A 24273-nucleotide genomic window follows, 5' to 3' on the forward strand; every position below is an offset into this window, starting at 1 on the left:
CGGAGAGCCATGACCGCCGCGAACCCCGTGCCCGACAAGCCAGCACTCGAGGGCCTGGAAGCCGCCTGGGGCGCCAGATGGCAGCAGGACGGCACCTTCGAGTTCGATCGGGACGGCGCCATCGCTGCCGGCCGCGACGCGATCTACTCGATCGACACCCCGCCGCCCACGGCCTCCGGCTCGCTCCACATCGGCCATGTGTTCAGCTACACGCACACCGACATCGTGGCGCGCTACCAGCGCATGCGCGGCAAGCGCGTCTTCTACCCGATGGGCTGGGACGACAACGGCCTGCCCACCGAGCGGCGCGTCCAGAACTACTACGGCGTGCGCTGCGACCCGTCGCTCCCCTACGAGGCGGACTTCGTGCCGCCGTTCGAGGGCGGCGACAACAAGAGCTCCAAGGCGGCCGACCAGAAGCCGATCTCGCGCCGCAACTTCATCGAGCTGTGCGAACGGCTGACCGTGGAGGACGAGAAGCAGTTCGAGGCGCTCTGGCGCACGCTCGGCCTCTCCGTCGACTGGGCGCAGACCTACCGGACCATCGGCCGGGAGGCGCTGCACACCTCGCAGCTCGCCTTCGTCCGCAACGTGGCCCGCGGCGAGGCCTACCAGGCGCTCGCTCCGACGCTGTGGGACATCACCTTCCGCACCGCGGTCGCCCAGGCCGAGCTGGAGGACCGCGAGCAGCCGAGCGCGTACCACCGTGTCGGCTTCCACGGCGCCGACGGTCCCATCTACATCGAGACCACCCGGCCCGAGCTGCTGCCCGCCTGCGTGGCGCTCGTGGCGCACCCGGACGACGAGCGCTACCAGCCGCTGTTCGGCACGACGGTGCGCACCCCCGTGTTCGGCGTCGACGTGCCCGTGGTCGCCCACCACCTGGCCCAGCCCGACAAGGGCACCGGCATCGCCATGATCTGCACCTTCGGCGACATCACCGACGTGACCTGGTGGCGCGAGCTCGACCTCCCGAACCGCGCGATCATCGGCTTCGACGGCCGCATCCAGACCGAGCCGCCCGCGGCGATCGAGAGCCACGAGGGCCGCGAGGCGTACGCGCAGCTCGCCGGCAAGACCGTGTTCTCGGCCAAGCAGGCCGTCGTGGAGCTGCTGCGCGCCTCCGGCGACCTGGTCGGCGAGCCGAAGCCCATCCAGCACCCGGTCAAGTTCTTCGAGAAGGGCGACAAGCCGCTCGAGATCGTCTCGACCCGCCAGTGGTACGTCAAGAACGGCGCCCGCGACGAGAAGCTGCGCGAGCGCCTGATCGAGCTCGGCCGCAGCCTCGACTGGCACCCCGACTTCATGCGTGTCCGCTACGAGAACTGGGTCAACGGCCTCACCGGCGACTGGCTCATCTCGCGCCAGCGCTTCTTCGGCGTCCCGATCCCGGTCTGGTATCCGCTCGACGGCGTGGGCAACCCGCTGTTCGACCAGCCGATCCTGCCGGCGGAGGACAGCCTCCCCGTCGACCCGTCCTCCGACGCGGCGCCCGGGTTCCAGGAGTCGCAGCGCGGCCAGGCCGGCGGCTTCGTCGGCGAGCACGACGTGATGGACACCTGGATGACCTCCTCGCTCACCCCGCAGCTCGCGGGCGGCTGGGTGGACGACCCGGAGCTCTTCCAGACGGTCTACCCGTTCGACCTGCGCCCGCAGGGCCAGGACATCATCCGCACCTGGCTGTTCTCGACGGTGCTCCGCTCGCAGCTCGAGCACGGCGTCGCGCCCTGGTCCAACGCCGCGATCTCCGGGTTCATCGTGGACCCCGACCGCAAGAAGATGTCGAAGTCCAAGGGCAACGTCGTCACGCCGGCCGACATCCTGGAGAAGCACGGCTCGGACGCGGTGCGCTACTGGGCGGCGTCGTCGCGCCTCGGCACCGACGCGTCCTTCGACCCGCAGAACCCGACCCAGATCAAGATCGGCCGCCGCCTGGCGATCAAGCTGCTCAACGCGGCGAAGTTCATCCACGGCTTCGACGCCCCGACCTCGCTCGACCTCGCCCAGGTGACCGCGCCGCTCGACCGCAGCATGCTGCAGCAGCTCGCCGACGTGGTGACCGACGCCACCACCGCGCTCGAGAACTACGACCACGCCCGCGCCCTGGAGACGGCCGAGACGTTCTTCTGGACGTTCTGCGACGACTACCTGGAGCTGGTCAAGGAGCGCGCGTACGGCGAGCACAACGCCGGTCAGGTCTCCGCGGTGGTGGCCCTCCGCACGGCGCTGTCCGCGTTCCTGCGCCTGTTCGCGCCGGTGTTGCCGTTCGCGTCCGAGGAGGCGTGGAGCTGGTCGGAGGCCGGGTCCGTGCACCTCGCGCCCTGGCCGCAGGCCGCAGAGGTCGCCGGGGCCGGAGATAACGGGGACTGGGCCGACGCCCGCGCCGTCCTCACCGTCGTCGGCCGCGCCCTCACCGGCATCCGCGGCGCCAAGACCGCCGCCAAGGCCTCCCAGCGCACCCCCGTCGACTCGGCCGTCATCGGCGCCCCGGCCGGCGAGCTGGCGGCCATCGAGTCGGCCTCCGCCGACCTCGCTTCGGTGGGCAGAATCGCAGAACTGCGTTTCGTAGCCGCCGACACGCTCGAAGTGACCGATATCCTCCTTGCGCAGACGCTGAGCGAGGAGGAACGATGACGGCTGACGTTCGGCGCGTGGAGGACAACGAGTTCTTCACCTGGCTCGACCTCTACGCCGGGTACGGCGAGTTCTACGAGACGCCCGTGACAGACGAGAAGGCCCTCCTCGTGTGGAGCTGGATCACCGACCCCGAGCACAGCCTCGAGGCCTACTTCGCGGTCGACGCCGAGGGCACCCCGATCGGCCTGGCGCATGTGCGCGAGTTCGCCCGCCCGCTCGACGGCAGCACGGGTCTCTACCTCGACGACCTGTTCGTCCTCCCGGACGCGCGCGGCGAAGGTGCGGGCACCGCACTCCTCGAGAAGCTCCGCGGCCTGGCCCAGGAGCGCGGCCTCTCGGTCGTGCGCTGGATCACCGCGAAGGACAACCAGACGGCCCGCCGCCTCTACGATCGGATGGCGGAGAAGACGAAGTGGGTCACCTACGACCTCGTTCCCTGAACGGGTCCGCGATAGGGTCGATACGACTCCCGGACTCTCGAGCCGGGGAGCAAGGCGAACGGAGGGGCTGATGTCGACGGTAGTTCGGCCGGTCAAGGATGGCGACTTCTTCGCCTGGTTGGACCTGTACGCGAAATACGCGGAGTTCTACGACACCGAGCTGACCGACCAGAGGGCGCTCGTCCTGTGGTCCTGGCTCAGCGACCCCGACCACGAGGAGCAGGGCTTCGTCGCCGTGGACGGCGACCGCATCGTCGGCCTCGCCAACGTGCGCGAGTTCGCCCGGCCGCTGGAAGGCGACCGCGGGCTCTTCCTCGACGACCTCTACGTGCTGGAGGACGAGCGCAGCAAGGGCGTCGGCCACCAGCTCATCGCGGCCGTCCGCGCCCTCGCGGAGGAGCGCCGCCTCGGCGTCGTGCAGTGGATCACCGCGACCGACAACGCCGACGCCCAGCGCGTCTACGACTCCGTCGCGAGCAGGACCGCGTGGGTCACCTACGAGATCGACCTCGCCGCCGCCCAGAACGCCGAGACCGCCTGATGCAGCTCGGAACCCGCTGGGCCGTGGGCGAGACCCCGCCGGCGAACCTCCCGGAGGTCGTGACCTACGCCGTCTCCACCGTCGAGGAGGAGCTGGCCGCGACCGACATCGAGACCGCGGGCTGGCGCTGGACGCTGACCTGGCTGGAGGGCAACCCGGTCGTCGAGCTCGACGACGGCACGATCATCCGCTACAACGCGCACGAGGACTCGGCCACGATCACGCAGGTGGTCGAGACCGAGCCCTCGGACTACGACGAGGCGTAGCGGGCCGGCGGGTCAGTGTTGTCAGCGGGTCAGCGCGGGAGCTGCGGCAGCGTGCGCGCGGCCCGGTCGCGGGTCTGCTCGACGGTCGCGACGAGCTCGGCGTGACGGTTGTGGTGGGCCGGCTGGCGCATCCCCCACGCGGTGAGGGCGCGACCGAGCCGGAGTGCTGCGCGGTGGCTGAACGGCCGGTGCACGGGCAGGGCGATGGCGGTCATGATGCGGGTCCTTCCGGGATGAACTGAACTTCTGGGGATGGGGTCTCAGCTGCCTGGCCGTAGCGGCCGGCGCTGAGCAGGAGGCGGGTGGCGATCAGGGCGAGCACCACCACGACGACGCCGCCGATGAGGAACGGCAGGCGGAGGTCGATGCGGGCGACGAAGCCGCCGAGCACCGTGGCGATCGGGGTCAGTCCCCAGCCGATGGTGCGGATGATCCCCATCGCGCGGCCGAGGATGGCGCCCGGCACGATCGCCTGCCGCAGCGCGCCCCACGGGACGTTCCACACCGCGACGCCGAAGGCGCCGAGCGCGTAGGCGAGGATGCCGGCCACCACGTTGCCGGTGAGCCCGACGCCGAGGAGGCCGATGCCGCCGAGCAGCATGGCGACGTACATCACGCGGCCACGGCCGAACCGGGCCACGAACCCGCTGGCGCTCAACGCGCCGACGAGCGCGCCGGCGCCGACCACCGCGGTCACGACGCCGACCAGCGACGGCGGCAGCGCGTACGTCTTCAGCAGCAGCAGGACGACGCTGCCCTGCGCGAACGCCAGCGCGGACGCGGTGATCGAGGTCAGCACGATCATCTTCCGCAGGAAGCGGTCGTCCCAGAGGAAGCGGACGACCGCGCCCATCCGCGGACGAGGGGCCGCAGCCGCGCCCTCCTCGCCGAGCATGTGCGCGCGCGCCGCCGCCGCCGGGATGGTGAGGACGAGCAGCACGGAGATGAGGAAGCCGGCGCCGGTCAGCCAGAGCGGCAGCGCGATCGCGGCGACGAACAGGAAGCCGGCGATCGGCGTCGCGATGAAGTTCTCCACGACGATCTCGGCGGACTGCAGCCGCCCGTTCGCGCGGTCGAGCTGGCTGCGGGACACCATGCTCGGCGTGACCGTGGTGGTCGCGGTGTCGAACACCGTCTCACCGACCCCGAAGGCCAGGACGCAGGCGTACAGGCTCCAGATGGTCAGCGCGTCCGTGGCGATGAGCAGCGCCACGACTGCGGCCACGGCGAATCGGATGGCGTTGGCGACGGCCATCGCCGCCCGGCGGTCCACGCGGTCGAGCAGCATCCCGGCCGGGATGCCGAACAGCAGCCAGGGCAGGAAGGTCACCGCGGTCAGCCCGGCGATGAGCGCGGGGTCGTGGGTCAGCGTGGTGGCGATCAGCGGGACGGCGGTGCGGCCGATGCCGTCGGCGAGGTTGCTCGCGATGGCGGCGCTCCAGAGGCGGCCGAAGCCGGCGCCGAGGCTGGTCTTCGCCATCGTCGGCGCGGTCATGGCCGGTCCTCCGTTGTGCTCTCCGAACGGTGCTCCTGCTCGACCAGCGGGAACGCGTTGAACTGCGCCTGGATGCGCTTACGCTCGCCGGCCGGCTCGGTCTTCCACTTCTCCTTGAGGCGGTTGAGCAGCTTGTAGTACTCGGTGCCGAACTCGGCGAGCTGCTCGCGGGTGACCTCCAGGTGCGACGTCGACAGGGCGGCGGCCTCCACCCACTCCGTGCCGAAGGTGTCGATTCCGCGGCGGAGGTAGGTGTTGAGCCGGCGCTCGTTGTTCTGCGCCCAGCTCAGCGAGATCTGCTCGGTGACCTCGCGGCCGGCCGGCGTCTCCAGGGTCTCCGGGCCGCCGATGGTGACGCCGCCGGGCGCCATCCGCCACCAGCGCTCGCGGCCGCTGCCGCGCTCGGCGTCCTCCACGAGGATGCCGTGCTTGGCGAGCTGCCGCAGGTGGTAGCTGGTGGCCCCGCTGGACTCCCCCAGCCGCTCCGCCAGCATGGAGGCCGTGGCCGGGCCGAAGTCGGACAGCTCGTTCATGATCTCGACGCGCAGCGGGTGCGCGAGGGCGCGCAGGGCGGGCATGCCGAGGGACTCGAAGTGCGGCTCGTACTCGTCGGCCGCGTTCGGGTTCTGAGCCGTGGGGTCATCGGTGGACATGAGATCAGAGTAGCGATGCAAAGACTTCTTTGCAAGCACTTCTTTGCAATTATTCGTTTGCAACTATTCGTTTGCAATTGCCTCTTTGCAAGGGGTTTTGCAGGTGCCTCACTCAGCCGCGCGCGATGATCTCCCCATGCGGCATCCCGTACCATCCGGACGCGTCGGCGGCCCACTCCAGCCAGGCCAGGGAGACCGCCTCGAGCGTCTCCGCGTCCGCCTCGCCCGCCTCCCGCGCCTGCACGCCCCAGTCGGACGCCGTCACCCGCTCGCTCCAGAGCCCGCCCCACCAGCGCCGCTCCTCGTCGGACGCGAAGCACCACACCGAAGCGGAGCTCGTCACGTCCGCGAAGCCGGCGTCGAGCGCCCAGCTCCGCAGGAACCGGCCGGCGTCGGGCTCGCCACCGTTGCCGCGCTGCACGGCCCGGGTGATCCGCATCCACTCGGCCAGGCCGGGGAGCAGCGGCGCCCACATGGTGCCGCCCCAGTCCACGTCGCGCGCGACGACGAAGCCGCCCGGGCGCACGAGCCGGCGGAACTCGCGCAGCGCCGCCACCGGGTCCGACAGATGCTGGAGCACCTGATGCGCGTGCACCACGTCGAAGGAACCGTCCGGGAAGTCGAGCTGATACGCGTCACCGCCCGCGAACGACACGCCCGCCGCGCCGCGCCGGCTCGCGGCCTCGGTGGCGTGCTCCACGATCGCGGCACTCCGGTCGACGCCGATCACCGTGCCGGGCGCCACGCGCGCCGCGATGTCGAACGTGAGCGTGCCGGGTCCGCTGCCGACGTCGAGGACAGTCATCCCCGGGCGGAGCAGGCCGGCGAAATACGCGCCCGAATTGGCCAGATTCCGCCACTCGTGGGACCGCAGGACGCTCTCGTGATGACCGTGCAGATAGCGATCGACGACCTTCATGGGGCCATCCTAGGTTCGTCCCGTGCCGCCGACGCGGCGCGCTCGGTGAACATTTCGGTGCATCTAGGCTGAGGGCATGGCCGACTCCTCGAACCCCTTCCTCTCCCCCAGTCCGCTCCCCTACCAGCTCCCGCCGTTCGCCGACATCCGGGACGAGCACTACCGCCCCGCCTTCGAGCAGGGCTTCGCGGAGCAGCTGGCCGAGGTCGAGGCGATCGCGTCCTCCCCGGACGAGCCGACCTTCGAGAACACGATGCTCGCGCTGGAGCGCTCCGGGCAGGTGCTGCAGCGCGTCGCCGAGGTGTTCTTCAACAAGAGCTCGTCCGACAGCACCGACTTCACCAACGCGCTGGAGGAGGAGATCGCTCCCCTGCTCTCCGCGCACCAGGACGCCATCCGGCTGAACCCCGCGCTCTACGCGCGCCTCCAGTCGCTGCACGAGCGGCGCCACGACCTCGGGCTGGACCCGGAGGGCGTGTACCTGATCGAGCGCTACTTCACCGAGTTCACCCTCGCCGGCGCCGGGCTCGACGACGAGCAGAAGGAACGGCTGCGGGACGACAACCAGCGCCTCTCCACGCTGACGACGCGCTTCGAGAAGAACCTGCTCGCCGACACCAACGAGCTCGCCGTGGTGTTCGACTCGGCCGAGGAGCTGGCGGGCCTCGGCGAGGGCGAGCTCTCGGCCGCGGCGGAGGCCGCTCGCGAGCGCGGACTCGACGGCAAGTACGTCGTCAGCCTCGTGCTGCCGACCGGCCACCCGTGGCTCGCAAGCCTCACCGACCGACGCTCGCGCGAGCGGATCATGGCGGCCTCCCGCTCCCGCGGCATCCGCGGCGGCGAGCACGACAACCGCGACCTGGTGCTGGAGATCACCCGGCTGCGCGCCGAGCGGGCCCGCCTGCTCGGCTTCGACACGCACGCCGCGTTCGTCACGGCAGACGAGACGGCGCGGACCCCGCAGGCCGTCGCCGACATGCTCGGCCGACTCGCGCCTCCCGCCGCCCGCAACGCGCGTGCCGAGCAGGCCGACCTCCAGCAGCAGGCTGTGTTCGCCGGACAGCTTGGTGACGGCGAGACCGTCGAGAGCTGGGACTGGTCGAAGCTCACGGACACGGTCCGGCAAGCGAAGTACGACGTCGACTTCTCGGCCATGCGGCCGTACTTCGAAGCGGAGCGCGTCCTCCACGACGGCGTCTTCCACGCGGCGACGAAGCTCTACGGCATCACCTTCGAGGAGCGGCCGGACCTGGTCGGCTACCACCCGGACGCGCGCGTCTTCGAGGTGCGCAACGAGGACGGCTCCGGGCTCGGCCTCTACCTCCTCGACCTCTACACCCGCGACTCCAAGCGCGGCGGCGCGTGGATGAACCCGCTGATCTCGCAGTCCGAGCTGCTCGGCTACCCGACCGTCGTGGTCAACAACCTCAACGTGCCGAAGCCGGCCGCCGGCGAGCCGACCCTGCTCACCTACGACGAGACCAACACCCTGTTCCACGAGTTCGGCCACGCCCTCCACGGCCTGTTCGCTCGCGTGACCTACCCCAAGTTCGCCGGCACCAACGTCTTCCGCGACTTCGTCGAGTTCCCGAGCCAGGTGAACGAGATGTGGATGCTGTGGCCCGAGATCGTCTCCAACTACGCGGTGCACCACGAGACCGGCGAGCGGATGCCGCAGGAGCTCATCGACAAGCTGCACGCATCCGAGTCGTTCAACGAGGGCTTCGCGACGAGCGAGTACCTGGCCGCCGCCCTGCTCGACCAGGCCTGGCACGCCATCACCGCCGACGACACGGTGACCGACGTCGGCGCGTTCGAGGCGGCGGCGCTCGCGGCGGTCGGACTCGACAACCCGGCCGTGCCGCCGCGCTACGCGAGCACCTACTTCGCGCACACGTTCTCCGGCGGCTACGACGCGGGCTACTACTCCTACATCTGGAGCGAGGTGCTCGACGCCGACACGGTGGAGTGGTTCAAGGAGAACGGCGGCCTCACCCGAGAGAACGGCGACCGGTTCCGTGGCCGCCTGCTCGGTGTCGGCGGCTCGAAGGACCCGCTGGAGGCGTACCGCGACTTCCGCGGGCGCGACGCCGTTATCGAGCCGCTGCTGAAGCGCCGCGGCCTCGACGGCTGAGCCGCCGGGCCACGATCTGCACCTAGCCCCCTTCCCGCGCGGCCCTCTAGCCTGAGCGCAACGCGAGCCTGAGCGCAACGCGAGCCTGAGCGCAGCGCGAGCCTCAGCGCAGCGCGAGAAGGGGGCAGCATGACCTCGACGGCACCGGAACCGGAGATGCCCGCGCCTTCCGTGCGGTCGCTGCTCCTGCTGTCCATCCCCGCCGTCGTCATCGGCGTGGTCAGCGCGCTCACACTGTGGGCGGTCGACGAGCTGGCCGCCGTCATCGACGACGGTGTCTGGACCTCGCTCCCCCACGCGCTCGGCATCGACCCGTCGTCCGGATGGTGGATCTTCCTGATCCTCACCGTCACCGGCATCGCGGTCGGGCTCACTGTCTGGCTCGTCCCCGGCCACGCCGGGCCGGATTCCGCGACGACCGATCTGGTCTCCACACCGCTGAAGGTCGGCGCCGTGCCGTCGCTCGCGCTGGCGGCGGTTCTCGGGCTGGCCGGCGGCGTGAGCCTCGGGCCGGAGAACCCGATCATCGCCATCAACGTCAGCCTCCTGGTCGCGCTGGTCGGTCGGCTGTGGAAGGCCGTCCCCGCGCGCGTCGTCATGCTGATGGCCGCCGCGGGGACGATCGGAGCGCTGTTCGGCACCCCGGTGGCCGCGGCCCTGGTCTTCACCGGCGTCGTCGCCGCGGTGAAGGGCGGCGGCGCGCTGTGGGACAAGCTGTTCCTGCCGCTCGTGTCGGCTGCTGCCGGCTCGCTGACCATGACGCTGCTCGCCCATCCGCACTTCGGGATCCCGATGCCGTCGTACACCCAGATCACCGGGTGGGATGTGCTTTCGGCGCTGATCATCGGGGTGCTGTCCACCGCGGTCGGCCTGCTCGGCGCGGTGCTGTTCCCGTGGGTCCACCGAGCGTTCCACGCGCTGCGGCATCCGCTGCTGATCACGCTGGCCGGCGGCGTGGTCCTCGGCCTGCTCGGCGCCCTCGGCGGCCCGATCACCCTGTTCAAGGGCCTGGAGCAGATGGGCACGCTCGTCGTGAACCGCGCCGACTATCCGACAGGGCAGCTCGTGCTGATCATCGCGGTCAAGCTGGCCGCGCTGCTCGTGGCGGCCAGCGCCGGGTTCCGCGGCGGCCGTGTGTTCCCCGCCGTGTTCATCGGGGCCGCCATCGGGACCCTCGCCGTCGCCCTGGTGCCCGCCGTCCCGCTCCCCGTCGCGGTCGCCGCGGGGGTCTTCGGGATCACGCTCGCGGTCACCCGGGACGGCTGGATCGCCATCTTCATCGGCGTCGCCGTCACTCAGAACCTGCTCGTGCTGCCCATGCTGTCGCTCGCCGTGCTTCCGGCGTGGCTGATGGTGACGAAGGCGCCCGAGTTCCTGATCAAGCCGGCGACGCTTACGCCGACTTCTCCTCGCGCCGCGGGCGGTGCGGGACGATAGTCGGAGCGGCGTTCTCGAGCACGGCCTCCCTGGTGACGACGACCCGCGCGACCTCGGAGCTGGACGGCACCTCGAACATGATCGGGCCGAGCACCTCCTCCATGATCGCGCGGAGGCCGCGGGCGCCGGTCTTGCGGAGCACCGCGAGGTCGGCGATGGCCTCCAGGGCGGAGTGCTCGAACTCGAGCTGCACGCCGTCGAGCTCGAACATGCGCTGATACTGGCGAACGAGCGCGTTCTTCGGCACGGTCAGGATCTGCATGAGCGCGTCCTGGTCGAGCGGCGTCACCGTGGTCACGACCGGGAGGCGGCCGATGAACTCGGGGATGAGGCCGAACTTGTGCAGGTCCTCCGGCAGCACCTCGGAGAAGAGATTGATGTCGTCGCCCTTGGAGTGCAGCGGGGCGCCGAAGCCGATGCCCTTCTTGCCTGCACGCGAGGAGATGATGTCCTCCAGCCCGGCGAAGGCGCCGGCCACGATGAACAGCACGTTCGTCGTGTCGATCTGGATGAACTCCTGGTGCGGGTGCTTGCGACCGCCCTGCGGCGGGACGGAGGCGACGGTGCCCTCGAGGATCTTCAGCAGCGCCTGCTGCACGCCTTCGCCGGAGACGTCGCGCGTGATCGACGGGTTCTCGGCTTTGCGGGCGATCTTGTCGACCTCGTCGATGTAGATGATGCCGGTCTCGGCGCGCTTGACGTCGTAGTCGGCGGCCTGGATGAGCTTGAGCAGGATGTTCTCGACGTCCTCGCCGACGTAGCCGGCCTCCGTCAGCGCGGTGGCGTCGGCGACCGCGAACGGCACGTTGAGCCGGCGGGCGAGCGTCTGGGCCAGGTAGGTCTTGCCGCAGCCGGTGGGGCCGATCAGCAGGATGTTCGACTTGGCGATCTCGACGTCGTCCATCGCGTCGGCCGAGGTGAGGGTCTGCTTGGCCCGCACCCGCTTGTAGTGGTTGTAGACGGCGACGGCCAGGGCGCGCTTCGCCTGCTCCTGGCCGATGACGTACTCCTCGAGGAAGCCGAAGATCTCCTTCGGTTTCGGGAGGTCGAACTCACCGGAGGCCTCTTCGCCCGCCTCGGCGAGCCGCTCCTCGATGATCTCGTTGCAGAGCTCGACGCACTCGTCGCAGATGTACACGCCAGGACCGGCGATCAGCTGCTGTACCTGCTTCTGGCTCTTGCCACAGAAGGAACACTTGAGCAGATCGGCGCTCTCCCCGATGCGTGCCATCCGTCTCCCCCTCCTTCTTCGGGTGTCTCCGTCGAGCCTAACCCGAGACGGGGACATTGGGGCGCACCGGAGACGATTCGACACGCGGGGCCCTTATGCCAGGAGCAGACACGCACGAGGCACGAGGCTCGAAACGCGAAACGCCCCCGTCCGGTGCGGACGGGGGCGTTCGGCGACGCAGAGCTACTTGACGAGCGCCGGCAGCGTCTTGCGGCTGGTCAGCACCTGGTCGATCAGGCCGTACTCCAGGGCCTCGTCAGCCGAGAGGATCTTGTCGCGGTCGATGTCCTTGTTGACCTGCGCGACCGAGCGGTTGGAGTGCTTGGCGAGCGTCTCCTCCAGCCAGGTGCGCATGCGCATGATCTCGTTGGCCTGGATCTCGATGTCGGACGCCTGCCCCTGACCGGCCTCGCCGACGGCGGGCTGGTGGATGAGGATGCGCGCGTTCGGCAGCGCCAGGCGCTTGCCCGGGGTGCCGGCGGCGGTCAGCACGGCCGCGGCGGAGGCCGCCTGGCCGAGCACCACGGTCTGGATCTGCGGGCGGATGTACTGCATCGTGTCGTAGATCGCGGTCATGGCCGTGAACGAGCCGCCGGGCGAGTTGATGTACATGACGATGTCGCGGTCCGGGTCCTGGCTCTCGAGCACGAGGAGCTGGGCCATGATGTCGTCGGCCGACGCGTCGTCGACCTGCACACCGAGGAAGATGATGCGGTCCTCGAAGAGCTTCGCGTACGGGTCCTGCCGCTTGTAGCCGTAGGCCGTGCGCTCCTCGAACGACGGGAGGATGTAGCGGGCGCCGGGCGCCTGGAGGGCCGACCCGCCGAGCATGGGGGTGTTCATAGTGTTGTCCTTGTCCTTCCGGCGGGCCGCTACTTGGATTCCTGGTCGGTGCCGCCGCCGCCCGAGACGTCCAGTGCGGACTCCCGGATGTGGTCGACGAAGCCGTAGTCCAGGGCCTCCTGGGCGCTGAACCAGCGGTCGCGGTCGCCGTCGGCGTTGATCTGCTCCGTCGACTTGCCGGTCGCGGCGGCCGTGATCTCGGCCAGGCGCTTCTTCATGTCGAGGATGAGCTGGGCCTGCGTCTGGATGTCGCTGGCCGTGCCGCCGAAGCCGCCGTGCGGCTGGTGCAGCAGCACGCGGGCGTTCGGCGTGATGTACCGCTTGCCCTTGGTGCCGGCCGTCAGCAGCAGCTGACCCATCGACGCGGCCATGCCGATGCCGACCGTGACGATGTCGTTCGGGACGAACTGCATCGTGTCGTAGATGGCCATGCCCGCGGTGATCGAGCCGCCGGGAGAGTTGATGTAGAGGTAGATGTCGCGCTTCGGGTCCTCTGCAGCAAGGAGCAGCAGCTTCGCGGCGATCTCGTTGGCGTTGTCGTCGCGCACCTCGGAACCGAGCCAGATGATGCGGTCCTTCAGCAGTCTGTCGAAAACATTGGGCTGGATACCCACGTCGGCCATGTTCGCTCCGTTCACTTTGTCGCTTGGCATCGAATCTATCGGAGCGCTGGGCGCTTTTCGGCGCTGTTCGCCCTGGGCAGAGCGGGTGTCGCGCCGGTGGTGTGCGCGGCGGGTCAGTCGTCGTCCAGCGCCGCGGCGTAGGCCTCCACCGCGCGGCCGTACCGCGGCAGGTGCGGGACGAGCGCACGCAGCGACTCGCGGAGCGCGTCGGCCGGGAGGCCGTCGTCGAACAGGGCCAGCGCGGCGAAGGCGTGGGCGGCGTCGGCCAGCGGATGCTCCGGCTCGGCCTCCAGGAGGTCGCGCAGCAGCGCCAGCGCCTCGCCGGGCCGGCCGAGGTTGCGGAGCGTGCTCGCGAGCTGCACGATCGCCTGCCCGCGCTCCGGCTCGACCAGCCCGTTCGCGAGGGCCGCCCGGTAGAACGGCTCGGCCTCCGCCTCTCGGCCGGCGAAGTCGCGTGCTCCCGCCGCCTCGAACAGGGCGACCGGGTCGCCGGACGGCCGCTCGGCGACGAGCGCGTCGATCGCCGCGACCGTGCTGTCCTCCCCCAGGGCGTCGGCCGTCGCCCACACCGCGTCCACCCGCTGCCGCCAGTCGTCCATCTCGCCCCACCCTCCACGATGCGCCACACAGGGGACGCGACTCGCCGTCATCCATCGTGCCAGACGGCGTGTCGCGTCCCCTAGACGCACGAAGGCCGGGCGCCCCGCGGGGTGCCCGGCCTCGTGATGGAAGGTGTTACTCGGCCTTCTTCTTGGCGGCGCGCTTCTTCGGCTTCTCCTCGGCGGCCGGCTCCTCAGCCGGGGCCTCGGCAGCGACGTCCTCGTCCGCGGCGTCCTCGTCCTCGTCGGAGGGGAGGGCGACGAACTCGGTGAGGTCGACCTTCTTGCCGTTGGAGTCGACGACCTCGGTCTTGCCGAGGATGATCGCGAGCGCCTTGTTGCGGGCGACCTCGCCGACCATCGACGGGATCTGGCCGTTCTCGCTGAGGATCTTGACGAACTCGTTCGGGTCCATGCCGTACTGGGCGGCACCCTGAACGAGGTATTGGGTGAGCTCGTCCTGGCTGACCTTGACGTCCTCCGCCTGCGCGACCTCGTCGAGGAGGATCTGCGTGCGGAAGGTCTTCTCGCTCGACTCGGTGACCTCGGCGCGGTGCTCGTCGTCCTCGAGGCGGTTCTCCTGCTCGAGGTGGCGGTGCACCTCGTCCTCGACCAGCGAGGCGGGAACCGGGATCTCGACCAGCTCGAGCAGCTTGTCGACCAGCTGGTCGCGCGCGGCGGTGCCCTGGCCGAACGACTTGGCGCGCTCGACCTGGCCGCGGAGGCTGGTGCGCAGCTCGCCGATGGTGTCGAACTCGCTGGCGATCTGCGCGAAGTCGTCGTCGGCCTCCGGGAGCTCGCGCTCCTTGACGGCGTTGATGGTGACGGTGATCTGCGCGTTCTCGCCCTCGTGGTCGCCGCCCATGAGCGGGGCCTCGAAGGTGGTGGTCTCGCCGGCCGTCAGCGTGTCGAGCGCCTCGTCGATGCCGTCGATGAGCTCGCCGGAGCCGATCTCGTAGGAGATGTTGGCGGCGGTGTCGACCTCCTCGCCGCCGATGACAGCGGTGAGGTCGATCTGGGCGAAGTCGCCGGACTTGGCCGGGCGGTCGACCGTGACGAGCGTGCCGAAGCGGCTGCGCAGACGGTCCAGCTCCTCCTCGACGTCGTCGACGGACACCTCGGCGGCGTCGACGGTGAGGGTGATGTCGCCGAAGTCGGGAAGGGTGACCTCCGGACGGGTGTCGACCTCGATGGTGAGCAGAAGGTCACCCGAGAAGTCGCTCTCGCTGGGCCACTCGGTGATGTCGGCCTGCGGACGTCCGAGTGGACGGACGTCGTTCTCCTCCACCGCCTGGCGGTAGAAGGTGTCGAGGCCTTCGTTGACCGCGTGCTCGAGCACGGCGGCCTTGCCGACCCGCTGGTCGATGATGGGCGGCGGCACCTTGCCCTTACGGAAACCGGGGATGCTCACCTGCTCCGCGATGTGCTCGTAGGCGTGCTTGATGGACGGCTGCAGTTCCTCCGGCGTCACCGAGATGATGAGCTTGGTACGCGTGGGGCTGAGCTTCTCGACCGTGGTCTTCACGATGTCTGGGTTCTCCTGAATGTTCGAACGATGGTCTACTCGCAAGGAACGAGGTCCTCGTCGGGGCGACAGGATTCGAACCTGCGACCTCCCGCTCCCAAAGCGGGCGCTCTAGCCAAGCTGAGCTACGCCCCGGCTTCAAGCGGTGCGAAAGACCGTGCGCCAGTCTACTGCACGCGGGCATCCCCCCGCGTGTACTACGATGGTCGACGGCCGTCCGCAGAGGACGGCCTTCGGGGATGTAGCTCAATGGTAGAGCCTCAGTCTTCCAAACTGATTACGCGGGTTCGATTCCCGTCATCCCCTCGTTTACGAACGCCGAAGGGCACGTAAACGCCCCTAAACCGCGGTTTTAGGGGCGTTTACGTGCCCTTCGATCGTTGTGGGTCACCGCTGGAGGTACGCCAGCACCGCCAGCACGCGGCGGTGGTCGTCGCCCGAGTCCTCCAGTCCCAGCTTCTGGAAGATCGACGTCACGTTCTTCTCCACCGCGCCCACGCCGATGACCAGCCGCGCCGCGATCGCCGCGTTGGTGCGGCCCTCGGCCATCAGCGTCAGCACGTCGCGCTCCCGCGGTGTCAAGGCGCCCAGCGGGTCGGTGCGCCGCACGAGCAGTTCGCGGACCACCTCCGGGTCGAGGACGGTACCGCCCGCGGCGATGCGGGTGACGGCGTCGCGCAGCTCGTCGAGGGAGGCGATGCGGTCCTTCAGGAGGTAGCCGGTGCCGCCGCGGCCGCTGGCCAGGAGTTCCTGGGCGTAGGTGCCCTCCACGTACTGACTGAGCAGAAGGACTCCCACGGTGGGGAACGACTCACGCAGCGCGAGCGCGGCGCGGACGCCCTCGTCGCGGAACGTCGGAGGCATCCGGACGTCCAGTACCGCCACGTCGGGCGCCAGCGACGGGAGGGCGGCGAGCAGCGAGTCCGCGTCGCCGAACGCGCCGACGGTCTCGAAGCCGGCCTCGTCGAAGAGGCGGACCAGGCCTTCGCGGAGGAGGACGGAGTCGTCCGCGACGACGAGGCGGAGGGGGCCGGGTTCACGCACCCCTCCACCATAGGGCCCGACAATTCGTGCCGAATGTCGCGAATGCGGCCGCGAATCGCGACATTCGGCACGAATGTGGGGGCGGTTACGTCAACGGGAGGCGGGCGCCGATCGCGGTCGGGCCGCCGGCGGGGCTGTCGACCACGAGCTCTCCGCCGAGGCCGTGCACCCGTTCGGCCAGCCCGCTCAGCCCGTGCCCGGGCACGATCGTGGCGCCGCCGTGGCCGTCGTCGGTCAGCGCGACCGACAGCCACGGCCGACCGGACGTGTCGAGGGTGCGTTCCAGCACCAGCCGGCCGGCGGTCGCGCCGGAGTGCTTGGCGAGGTTGGCCGACAGCTCCGCCAGCACGTAGTAGGCGTTGCGCTCGACCTCCGGGCTGAACCGCTCCCCCGGGCTCAGCGCCGACTCCACGGTCAGCGGAACGGTGCTGCGCGCGGCCAGCGAGTCGACGGCCGCGCCGAGGCCGCGGTCCTGGAGGATCGGCGGGGCGAAACCGCGGGACAGTGCGCGCAGTTCTTCGAGGGTGTCTCCGGCCTGCTTCCGTGCCTCCGCCAGCAGCTGCGCTGCGGCCTCCGGGTCGTCGGACAGCTTGCGCTCGGCGGCCGCGATGTCCATCTGCAGCCGGATGAGCCGCTGCTGCGGGCCGTCGTGGAGGTCGCGCTCCAGGCGGCGCAGCGACTGGTCCTCGGCGGCGACGGCGGCGCCGCGCTGGGCGGACAGGTCCGCGACCTCGCGCTGCAGGGCCTCCGACGGCCAGGCGCCGAGCAGGCCGCGGGCCACGGCGTGGTGCAGGAGGGTGAGTCCGCGGGTGACGAACGGCAGGGTCGCGGCGAACAGGATCCCGGCGATCAGGTACAGGATGCGGTCCCCGGCGACCGGATCGAACGTCGAGTGGATGCCGAACACCGCGTCCACAATCACCCGGGACAGGAAGAACTCGCGGTTCCCGTGCGGGAGGAAGCCGAGCCAGAGCCAGCCGGTCAGGCCGCCCAGCGCGACGGACGTCCACGCGATGGTGACGCTCCAGCTGATGACGCTGACGATCGGGTTGACGATCATCCCGTGCAGCAGGTACAGCCAGTAGTGGCCGTTCGCCCACGGGCCGAAGAGGAAGCGCCAGAATGTGCGCGGCTTGTCGGCGGGCTCCCACACCGGGCGCGGGATGGCCGGCCTCCCGGCCCAGTCGAGGCGGGTCAGCTCGACGACACCGAACGCGCGCGCCGTGTAGAAGGTCGCGACGACGATGAAGAAGCCGACGTAGATGACGATGGTGCCGATGCCCGTCCAGAACAGCGAGTACAGCACGGAGAAGGCGACGATCGCGATGGGCATCGTGAGCAGCAGGAAGCCGAGCTCGCGCGGGACCCCGCGCCACAACGACCCGTAGCCGGTGCGGCCGGCGGCGGTCGGGGTGGCGGAGGAGGCGGTCACGGCATCCAGACTGGCAGACGCGGTGGCCGCGCCGGGGACGTCGCCCGCGGGCAGAGGGACGGTGCTCTGTTCGTTCATGCCTCAAGCCTCGCGAAACGATGCACGCGGCCCCATCCCGCGACCCTCCCGAATCTCACGGGGGTTATCCCCCGGGAAGCAGCCGCCGAGGGGCACGTTAACGCCCCTAAAACGCACTTTTAGGGGCGTTTACGTGCCCTTCGGCGGGGGTTAGAGCGTGGTGTGGGTGAGGCGGCCGGCGAGGAGGGTGGCGGCGACCCGCATCGAGCGCAGCTCGTCGGGGGTCGCCGCGAGCGGGTCGGCCTCCACGAGGGCGAGGTCGGCGGCCTCGCCGACGGCGACGCGCGTCCGGGTCGACGCGGCGAGGGCGGCCTCCACCGGGATGCGCTGCTCGGGATGCCACGGCTCCCGGCCGTCCCGCGTGCGGCCGACCGCCGAAGCGATGGCCGCCCACGGGTCGAGGGGCGCAACCGGGGCGTCGGAGCCGAAGGCGAGGCGTGCGCCGGACGCGAGCAGCGCCGCCAGCGGGAACGCGTCGGCGGTCCTCCCGGCCCAGAGCCGGTCGGCGACGTCGCGGTCGTCCATCGCGTGCTCGGGCTGGACGCTGGCGATGACACCCAGCGCGGCGAAGCGCGGGATGTCGGCCGGGTCGATGAGCTGCGCGTGCTCGATGCGACCTCCCGCGCCCAGCGCCTCGAAGGCGTCGAGCGCCAGCCGGTTGGCCTTGTCGCCGATCGCGTGCACGGCCGGTTCGATCCCGTTCCCGGCCGCGAACCGCAGGTCGGCCAGCAGCTCGGCGGGCGTCAGGTTGGCGACGCCGTGGCCGCCGTCCGGGTACGGGTGGCGACAGAGCGCGGTGCGGGTGTTCAGCGAGCCGTCCGAGATGACCTTGAACGGGCCCATCGTGAGGAGGCCGTCCGTGTCCTCCACCGGCGCGCCGGTGCGCAGTCCGAAGGCGGCCGCGTCGGCCACACGGTCGCGGTAGACGCCGAACTCGACGCGAAGGAAGCGCGCGCCCGAGGCGATGCGGCGGGTCCAGACCTCCAGGTTCCAGCCGTACTCCAGGTCCACGATCCCGACCACACCGCGCTCGGCGGCAGCCTGCGCAGCCTCCGCCGACCAGCGGTCCAGCGTCGCCTCGTCGGTCGGCGTCAGCCGGCTCGTCAGGGCGAAGCTCGCATCCTCCCGCAGCAACGCACCCTCCGCGCCCGGCGCGTACCGCTCGAACGCGGCGGTGTTCAGCCACGAGCAGTGCAGGTCCCCCGCGATCAGCACGACAGGGCGGTCCCCCGCCGCGGCATCCAGGAGCTCGCGGGTCGGGACATCGGGCCACAGCGCGTCGTGGAAGCCGAAGCCGACCAGAACGTCCGCGCCGGGGTCCGCCTCGGCACGCGAGCGGACGAAGGCGGCCGCCTCGGCAGCCGATGACGCGCGCGACAGGTCCAGGCGCCTCGCGGTCTGCGCCCACTGGGTGAAGTGGACGTGCTGGTCCCACAGCCCAGGGATGAGCCAGCGCCCGTCGAGCCGGATGCGCTCCACGCCGCGCTCACTGGCAGCCCCGGCCGGGGCGATCGACGCGATCCGGCCGTCGCGGACGGTCACATCGACCGGGTCGCCCGACCCGGGCAGCCGCCCGCCGGCCAGGACGAGCGTCATCGCGCCGCGCGGCGGCGGTCGTGCACGAGCTGCATCTCGCGCAGCAGCGCCGGGCTCGCGTACGGCGAACCGCCGCCGAGCTCGGTCATGATCGAGTCCACGATGTGGTCGGGACGGTTCTGGCTCATCTTCTGTTTGGCGACGATCTTCGTCGGCGTCAGGCGCACGCCGACCGTTCCGGAGGAGATGCGCTCGGCGTAGCGTTCGTCCTCCAGCGTCCCGCGCATCTGCCGCGGCTCCGGCAGCTCGCGCTCGAAGTGGTCGACCAGCTTCTCCAGCACCTGGAGGTTCTCCTCCGGGCTCAGCAGTTCGGGCACGCCGGAGAGATGGACGGCCACGAAGTTCCAGGTCGGCACGGCTGGGTCGGCGTCGTACCAGGACGACGAGATGTAGCCGTGCGGACCCTGGAAGATCACCAGCAGCTCGTGCTCGCCCAGCTCGTGGAGCTGCTCGTCGGGCCGGCCGACGTGGCTGACGATGCTGAGCTCCTCGCGGGTGTCGTCGAGGATGACCGGGTAGTGCGAGGCGACCAGCCCGCTGGAGGCGTTGCTCACGAACGTGCCCCAGGGGTTCTCGCGGATGATCCGCTCGATCTCGGCCCGGTCGGTCAGGGTGAAACTGGGGTTCTGACGCACGCAGCGCTCCTTACTTCTGATCCTTCGGGCACCAGTACAGTTTGCGGCCGCCCAGCTCCTCCAGCACGATGTGCGTCCCGCAGATCCGGCACGGCAGGCCCTCGCGCTTGTAGACCCAGTGCCGGTCTTCGCGCTTGGCCATCGCCTTGCGGTACGACTCCTCGTCGAGGTCGTCCATGGTCATCATCTGGCCGGTCTCGACGCCGATCTTGAGCAGGTGCACCCAGTCGCGCCACAGCTCCCGGACGGTGTCCTCCGGGACGAGCTTGCCTGGCGTGTGCGGGTTCTGCCGCGCCCGGAAGAGCAGCTCGGCGCGGTAGACGTTGCCGATGCCGCTCACGACGCTCTGGTCCATGAGCAGCAGTGCGATAGCGGTCGGCTTCGTGCGGACCTTCGCGACGAAGGCCTCCTCGGCCTCCGGGCCGTCGTCCACCTGCGGGTCGGGTCCGAGCTTCGCGATCACCGCGTCCACCTCGGCGGGGTCGAGCACCTCGCACGCGGTCGGGCCGCGGAGGTCCGCCACCGCGGTGTCCGTGAGCAGGCGCACTCGAACCTGGCCGATGGGCTCCGGCGGGAAGACGTCGATGTCGGCCTCCACCTTCTCCGACTCCGACATGCGCAGCCGGGTGCGGCGGGGAGCGCCGATGGAGTGCAGGGAGTTCTCGCCGGCCTCGTCCAGCACCGTGCCCGTCTGATTGGTTTGGCCCATCCGCCCGTTGGCGCTCGCGATGGTCGGGTCGATGCTGATGTCGCCGGCGAAGTCCCAGGCGCCGTAGATGCCGAGGTGGATGCGCAGCCAGAGCTCGTTGTCGAACTCCAGGAACATCTGCTTGCCGACCGCCTTCGCGGCGATCAGCGTGTGCCCGTCGATGCGCTGCGCATCCTCGGCGAAGCGGCCCTGCGGGGAGGACACCGCGACCCGGTGGCCGACGAAGTTGACCGCGAACTGCTTCGCGATGCGGTGGACGGAGTGGCCCTCGGGCATCAGCGGTCCACGTTCTTGCCCGCGATGTCGCCGGTGGCCTCGTATTCCGCGAGCTGCGCGATGCGGCGGACGTGGCGCTCCTCCAGCGAGAACGGCGTGGCGATGAACAGGTCGATGAAGCGGGTGGCCTCCTCGACGGTGTGCTGCCGGGCGCCGATCGAGATGACGTTGGCGTCGTTGTGCTGGCGGGCGAGCTCGGCGGTGCTCTCGTTCCAGACCAGGGCTGCACGCACGCCGAGCACCTTGTTGGCCGCGATCTGCTCGCCGTTGCCCGAGCCGCCGAAGACCACGCCGAGCGCCTCGACGCCGGCCTGCTGGTCGCGGACGACGCCCGTGGCCGCGTTGATGCAGAAAGCGGGGTAGTCGTCGATCGGGTCGTACTCGGCCGGACCGTGGTCGACCACCTCGTGCCCGGCCTCCGTCAGGTGCGCCTGGAGGTGCTGGCTGAACTCGAGACCGGCGTGATCGGTGGCGATGTGGATGCGCATGGGGACAGTCTAGGGAAGGCCGCCGACGCTCCTGGGCGCACCTCACTAAGGTGGATGCGGTGGACACGATCCACACCCATCCCGCTTTTTCCAAGGAGTCAGCGTTGCCCGGAGAAAACCTCACCCGCATCGAAGCCCAGGAGCGCGCGTCGCTCGTCCGCACCAGCAGCTACGACGTCATACTCGATCTGACCACCGGCCCGGAGACCTTCCGCAGCACGACGACCGTGCGCTTCTCCGCGACCGAGGGCGCCTCGACCTTCATCGACGCGATCACCCGCGCCGTCCACTCGGTCGTGCTGAACGGTGTCGAGCTCGACCCGGCTGTGGTCTCGGACGGCGTGCGCATCCAGCTCGACGGCCTGCAGGCGGAGAACACCCTCGTCGTCGACGCCGACGCGATCTACACCAACACCGGTGAGGGCCTGCACCGCTTCGTCGACCCGGTCGACGGCGAGGTGTACCTCTACTCCCAGTTCGAGGTGCCGGACTCCCGCCGCATGTTCGCGGTCTTCGAGCAGCCCGACCTGAAGGCCGAGTTCACGTTCACCGTGACCGCCCCCGCGCACTGGTCGGTTGTCAGCAACTCCCCCACCCCGGAGCCCGTCGCGGCCGGAGAGGGCGCCAAGACCTGGTCCTTCCCCGCTACGCCGGTCATCTCCTCGTACATCACCGCGCTGATCGCCGGCCCGTACGAGTCCGTGCACAGCGAGCTCACCAGCCGTGACGGCCGCACCATCGCGCTCGGCGTGTACGCGCGCCAGAGCCTCGCCGGCTACCTGGACGCCGACTACATCTTCGAGAAGACCCGCGAAGGCTTCGCGTTCTACGAGGAGAAGTTCGACTACGCGTACCCGTTCGAGAAGTACGACCAGCTCTTCGTCCCCGAGTTCAACGCGGGCGCGATGGAGAACGCCGGAGCGGTGACCTTCACCGAGACCTACGTGTTCCGCTCCAAGGTGACCGACGCGATCAAGGAGCGCCGGGTCGTCACGATCCTGCACGAGCTGGCGCACATGTGGTTCGGCGACCTCGTGACGATGAAGTGGTGGAACGACCTCTGGCTGAACGAGTCGTTCGCCGAGTACGCCTCCACTCTCGCCACGGCCGAGGCCACCGAGTGGACCGAGGCCTGGACGACCTTCGCCGCGATGGAGAAGAGCTGGGCGTACCGCCAGGACCAGCTGCCCTCCACGCACCCGATCGTCGCGACCATCAACGACCTGGAGGACGTGCAGGTCAACTTCGACGGCATCACCTACGCCAAGGGCGCCTCGGTGCTCAAGCAGCTCGTCGCCTGGGTCGGCCAGGAGGACTTCCTCGCCGGCGTCGCGCAGTACTTCAAGAAGCACGCTCACGGCAACACCGAGCTGACCGACCTCCTGGTCGAGCTGGAGGCCACCAGCGGCCGCGACCTGACCGAGTGGTCGAAGCTGTGGCTGGAGACCGCGGGCGTCAACACCCTCCGCCCGGAGCTGTCCGTCGACCCCGACGGCACGATCACGGCGTTCGCCGTGTTGCAGACCGCCGCGGCCGACTACCCGACCATCCGCCCGCACCGCCTCGCGGTCGGCTTCTACGATCTGGTGGGGGGCCGCCTGGTCCGCACCTCGCGCGTCGAGCTGGACGTCGACGGCGAGCGGACCGAGGTCGCCGAGCTGGTCGGCCAGAAGCGCCCCGCGCTCATCCTCCTCAACGACGACGACCTCGCCTACGCGAAGATCCGCCTCGACGAGGACTCGCACCGCGTCGCGCTCGAGCACCTGTCCTCGATCGAGAGCCCGCTCGCGCGCTCGCTGGTCTGGGGCGCGGTCTGGGACGCCACCCGCGACGCCGAGACCCCGGCGAGCGACTACGTGCGCCTCGTGCTCGGCAACATCGCGTCGGAGACCGAGTCCACCACGCTGCGCACCACCCTCACGCAGCTCGTGCTCGCCGCCGGCAGCTACGTCGCGCCCGAGCACCAGCAGCAGACCGGCGAGGAGGCCGCGGCCGCCCTCTGGGAGCTCGCCCAGCAGGCGGAGGCCGGCAGCGACGCCCAGTTCCAGTTCGTCAAGTTCTTCGCGGCGCTGGCCTCCACCCCGGAGCAGCTCGCGAGCGTCGCCGCTCTGCGCGACGGAACGGTGACCCTCCCGGGTCTGACCGTGGACACCGACCTGGCCTGGGAGCTCCTCATCGCGCTCGTCGCCGGCGGGGTCGCGGGCGACGCGGAGGTGGACGCCGCACTCGCGGAGGACAACACCGCCAACGGCGCGCAGTTCGCCGCCCAGGCGCGCGCGACCATCCCGACGCTCGCGGGCAAGCAGGCAGCGTGGGACTCGGTGTTCGGCTCGGACGCGCTGCCCAACACGATCGTGCGCTTCACGGGCCTCGGCTTCCAGCGCGCGGCCGACAAGGCTGTGCTGGCGTCCTTCGTGGCGCCGTACTTCGCCGCGCTGCAGGACGTCTGGGCGTCGCGCACGTACAAGATCGCGGAGTACCTCGTCGCGGGCATGTACCCGGCGCCGCTCGCCAACGCCGCGCTGCGCGACGCGACGCGCGCGTGGCTCGACGCGAACCAGGAGCCTGCCGCGCTGCGCCGGCTCGTGGTGGAGAACCTGGCGGGCGTCGAGCGGGCGCTCGCTGCGCAGGCGCGGGACGCGCAGGCGTAACGGTCCGCTGGCACGGAAACG

General features: G+C 70.3%; 22 protein-coding genes and 2 tRNA genes. 8 read left to right on the forward strand and 16 right to left on the reverse strand.

The annotated features are described in order from the left end of the window. Nucleotides 1-9: 9 nt before the first annotated feature. The 4 genes from valS to ACFRFH_RS11675 all read left to right on the forward strand — a co-directional run bounded on the left by valS (nt 10) and on the right by ACFRFH_RS11675 (nt 3884). Nucleotides 10-2634: a valine--tRNA ligase gene (gene valS, locus ACFRFH_RS11660; protein ID WP_382463164.1), complete on the forward strand. Its 2625-nt coding sequence runs from the start codon at nt 10-12 to the stop codon at nt 2632-2634. Continuing rightward, nucleotides 2631-3077: a GNAT family N-acetyltransferase gene (locus ACFRFH_RS11665; RefSeq protein ID WP_382463165.1), complete on the forward strand. Its 447-nt coding sequence runs from the start codon at nt 2631-2633 to the stop codon at nt 3075-3077. The genes valS and ACFRFH_RS11665 overlap by 4 nt, the downstream gene beginning before the upstream one ends. A gap of 70 nt (nt 3078-3147) precedes the next feature. After that, nucleotides 3148-3618, forward strand: a complete 471-nt coding sequence (locus tag ACFRFH_RS11670) for a GNAT family N-acetyltransferase (RefSeq protein WP_382463166.1) — start codon at nt 3148-3150, stop codon at nt 3616-3618. Beyond that, nucleotides 3618-3884, forward strand: coding sequence for a hypothetical protein (locus ACFRFH_RS11675; protein ID WP_345839219.1), 267 nt, complete (start codon nt 3618-3620; stop codon nt 3882-3884). The genes ACFRFH_RS11670 and ACFRFH_RS11675 overlap by 1 nt, the downstream gene beginning before the upstream one ends. A 29-nt stretch (nt 3885-3913) precedes the next feature. Here the strand turns inward: ACFRFH_RS11675 and ACFRFH_RS11680 are convergent, their stop codons facing one another. From ACFRFH_RS11680 to ACFRFH_RS11695, 4 genes are all read right to left on the reverse strand, one after another. Then, nucleotides 3914-4099, reverse strand: coding sequence for a hypothetical protein (locus tag ACFRFH_RS11680; protein WP_382463167.1), 186 nt, complete (start codon nt 4097-4099; stop codon nt 3914-3916). Continuing rightward, complete coding sequence (locus tag ACFRFH_RS11685) at nt 4096-5379, reverse strand: MFS transporter (RefSeq protein WP_382463168.1); 1284 nt, start codon at nt 5377-5379, stop codon at nt 4096-4098. Before ACFRFH_RS11685 ends, ACFRFH_RS11680 begins: the two co-directional genes overlap by 4 nt. Next, nucleotides 5376-6032, reverse strand: coding sequence for an ArsR/SmtB family transcription factor (locus ACFRFH_RS11690; RefSeq protein WP_382463169.1), 657 nt, complete (start codon nt 6030-6032; stop codon nt 5376-5378). Before ACFRFH_RS11690 ends, ACFRFH_RS11685 begins: the two co-directional genes overlap by 4 nt. A 112-nt stretch (nt 6033-6144) precedes the next feature. Further along, on the reverse strand, nt 6145-6951 hold the full coding sequence (locus ACFRFH_RS11695) for a methyltransferase domain-containing protein (protein WP_382463170.1): 807 nt from the start codon (nt 6949-6951) through the stop codon (nt 6145-6147). 76 nt (nt 6952-7027) lie between these two features. Here ACFRFH_RS11695 and ACFRFH_RS11700 point away from each other — a divergent pair, with 76 nt between their 5' ends. Both ACFRFH_RS11700 and ACFRFH_RS11705 read left to right on the forward strand, forming a co-directional pair. Further along, nucleotides 7028-9085 (forward strand): M3 family metallopeptidase, encoded by a 2058-nt coding sequence (locus ACFRFH_RS11700; protein WP_382463171.1) that lies wholly within the window; start codon nt 7028-7030, stop codon nt 9083-9085. A gap of 129 nt (nt 9086-9214) precedes the next feature. Then, nucleotides 9215-10522 carry an ion channel protein gene (locus ACFRFH_RS11705; RefSeq protein ID WP_382463172.1) on the forward strand — a complete coding sequence of 436 codons (1308 nt, stop codon included), beginning with the start codon at nt 9215-9217 and terminating at the stop codon, nt 10520-10522. Here the strand turns inward: ACFRFH_RS11705 and clpX are convergent. From clpX to ACFRFH_RS11735, 6 genes are all read right to left on the reverse strand, one after another. Continuing rightward, nucleotides 10479-11753 (reverse strand): ATP-dependent Clp protease ATP-binding subunit ClpX, encoded by a 1275-nt coding sequence (gene clpX, locus ACFRFH_RS11710; protein ID WP_345839226.1) that lies wholly within the window; start codon nt 11751-11753, stop codon nt 10479-10481. The two genes, ACFRFH_RS11705 and clpX, sit on opposite strands and share 44 nt — an antisense overlap. A gap of 183 nt (nt 11754-11936) precedes the next feature. Then, entirely contained in the window at nt 11937-12596 is a 660-nt protein-coding gene (locus ACFRFH_RS11715) for an ATP-dependent Clp protease proteolytic subunit (RefSeq protein ID WP_370053042.1), read from the reverse strand. A gap of 29 nt (nt 12597-12625) precedes the next feature. After that, nucleotides 12626-13219 carry an ATP-dependent Clp protease proteolytic subunit gene (locus ACFRFH_RS11720; RefSeq protein WP_382463173.1) on the reverse strand — a complete coding sequence of 198 codons (594 nt, stop codon included), beginning with the start codon at nt 13217-13219 and terminating at the stop codon, nt 12626-12628. 113 nt (nt 13220-13332) lie between these two features. Further along, nucleotides 13333-13818, reverse strand: coding sequence for a tetratricopeptide repeat protein (locus tag ACFRFH_RS11725; RefSeq protein WP_382463174.1), 486 nt, complete (start codon nt 13816-13818; stop codon nt 13333-13335). A 136-nt stretch (nt 13819-13954) separates the two neighbouring features. Beyond that, nucleotides 13955-15343: a trigger factor gene (tig, locus tag ACFRFH_RS11730; protein ID WP_382463175.1), complete on the reverse strand. Its 1389-nt coding sequence runs from the start codon at nt 15341-15343 to the stop codon at nt 13955-13957. A 60-nt stretch (nt 15344-15403) separates the two neighbouring features. Then, nucleotides 15404-15478, reverse strand: a tRNA-Pro gene (locus ACFRFH_RS11735). Between the two features lie 100 nt (nt 15479-15578). Here ACFRFH_RS11735 and ACFRFH_RS11740 point away from each other — a divergent pair. Continuing rightward, nucleotides 15579-15649 (forward strand) — tRNA-Gly (locus ACFRFH_RS11740). A gap of 81 nt (nt 15650-15730) precedes the next feature. Here ACFRFH_RS11740 and ACFRFH_RS11745 read toward each other — a convergent pair. The 6 genes from ACFRFH_RS11745 to ACFRFH_RS11770 form a co-directional block, all read right to left on the reverse strand. After that, nucleotides 15731-16387 (reverse strand): response regulator, encoded by a 657-nt coding sequence (locus ACFRFH_RS11745; RefSeq protein WP_382463176.1) that lies wholly within the window; start codon nt 16385-16387, stop codon nt 15731-15733. An 85-nt stretch (nt 16388-16472) separates the two neighbouring features. Then, nucleotides 16473-17897: a sensor histidine kinase gene (locus tag ACFRFH_RS11750; RefSeq protein WP_382463177.1), complete on the reverse strand. Its 1425-nt coding sequence runs from the start codon at nt 17895-17897 to the stop codon at nt 16473-16475. Between the two features lie 150 nt (nt 17898-18047). Beyond that, nucleotides 18048-19493: an amidohydrolase gene (locus tag ACFRFH_RS11755; protein ID WP_382463178.1), complete on the reverse strand. Its 1446-nt coding sequence runs from the start codon at nt 19491-19493 to the stop codon at nt 18048-18050. Then, nucleotides 19490-20128: an FMN-binding negative transcriptional regulator gene (locus ACFRFH_RS11760; protein ID WP_382463179.1), complete on the reverse strand. Its 639-nt coding sequence runs from the start codon at nt 20126-20128 to the stop codon at nt 19490-19492. Before ACFRFH_RS11760 ends, ACFRFH_RS11755 begins: the two co-directional genes overlap by 4 nt. Before the next feature lie 10 nt (nt 20129-20138). Continuing rightward, nucleotides 20139-21113, reverse strand: a complete 975-nt coding sequence (locus ACFRFH_RS11765) for an Fpg/Nei family DNA glycosylase (RefSeq protein ID WP_382463180.1) — start codon at nt 21111-21113, stop codon at nt 20139-20141. Beyond that, a complete protein-coding gene (locus ACFRFH_RS11770) occupies nt 21113-21601 on the reverse strand; it encodes a ribose-5-phosphate isomerase (protein ID WP_382463181.1) in 489 nt (162 codons plus the stop codon). The genes ACFRFH_RS11765 and ACFRFH_RS11770 overlap by 1 nt, the downstream gene beginning before the upstream one ends. Before the next feature lie 104 nt (nt 21602-21705). Between ACFRFH_RS11770 and pepN the strand changes: the two genes are divergently transcribed. Further along, complete coding sequence (pepN, locus tag ACFRFH_RS11775) at nt 21706-24252, forward strand: aminopeptidase N (protein ID WP_382463182.1); 2547 nt, start codon at nt 21706-21708, stop codon at nt 24250-24252. Nucleotides 24253-24273: the final 21 nt, after the last annotated feature.

The sequence above is a fragment of the Leifsonia sp. NPDC056824 genome, from assembly GCF_042789575.1.
Classification (GTDB): domain Bacteria; phylum Actinomycetota; class Actinomycetes; order Actinomycetales; family Microbacteriaceae; genus Leifsonia.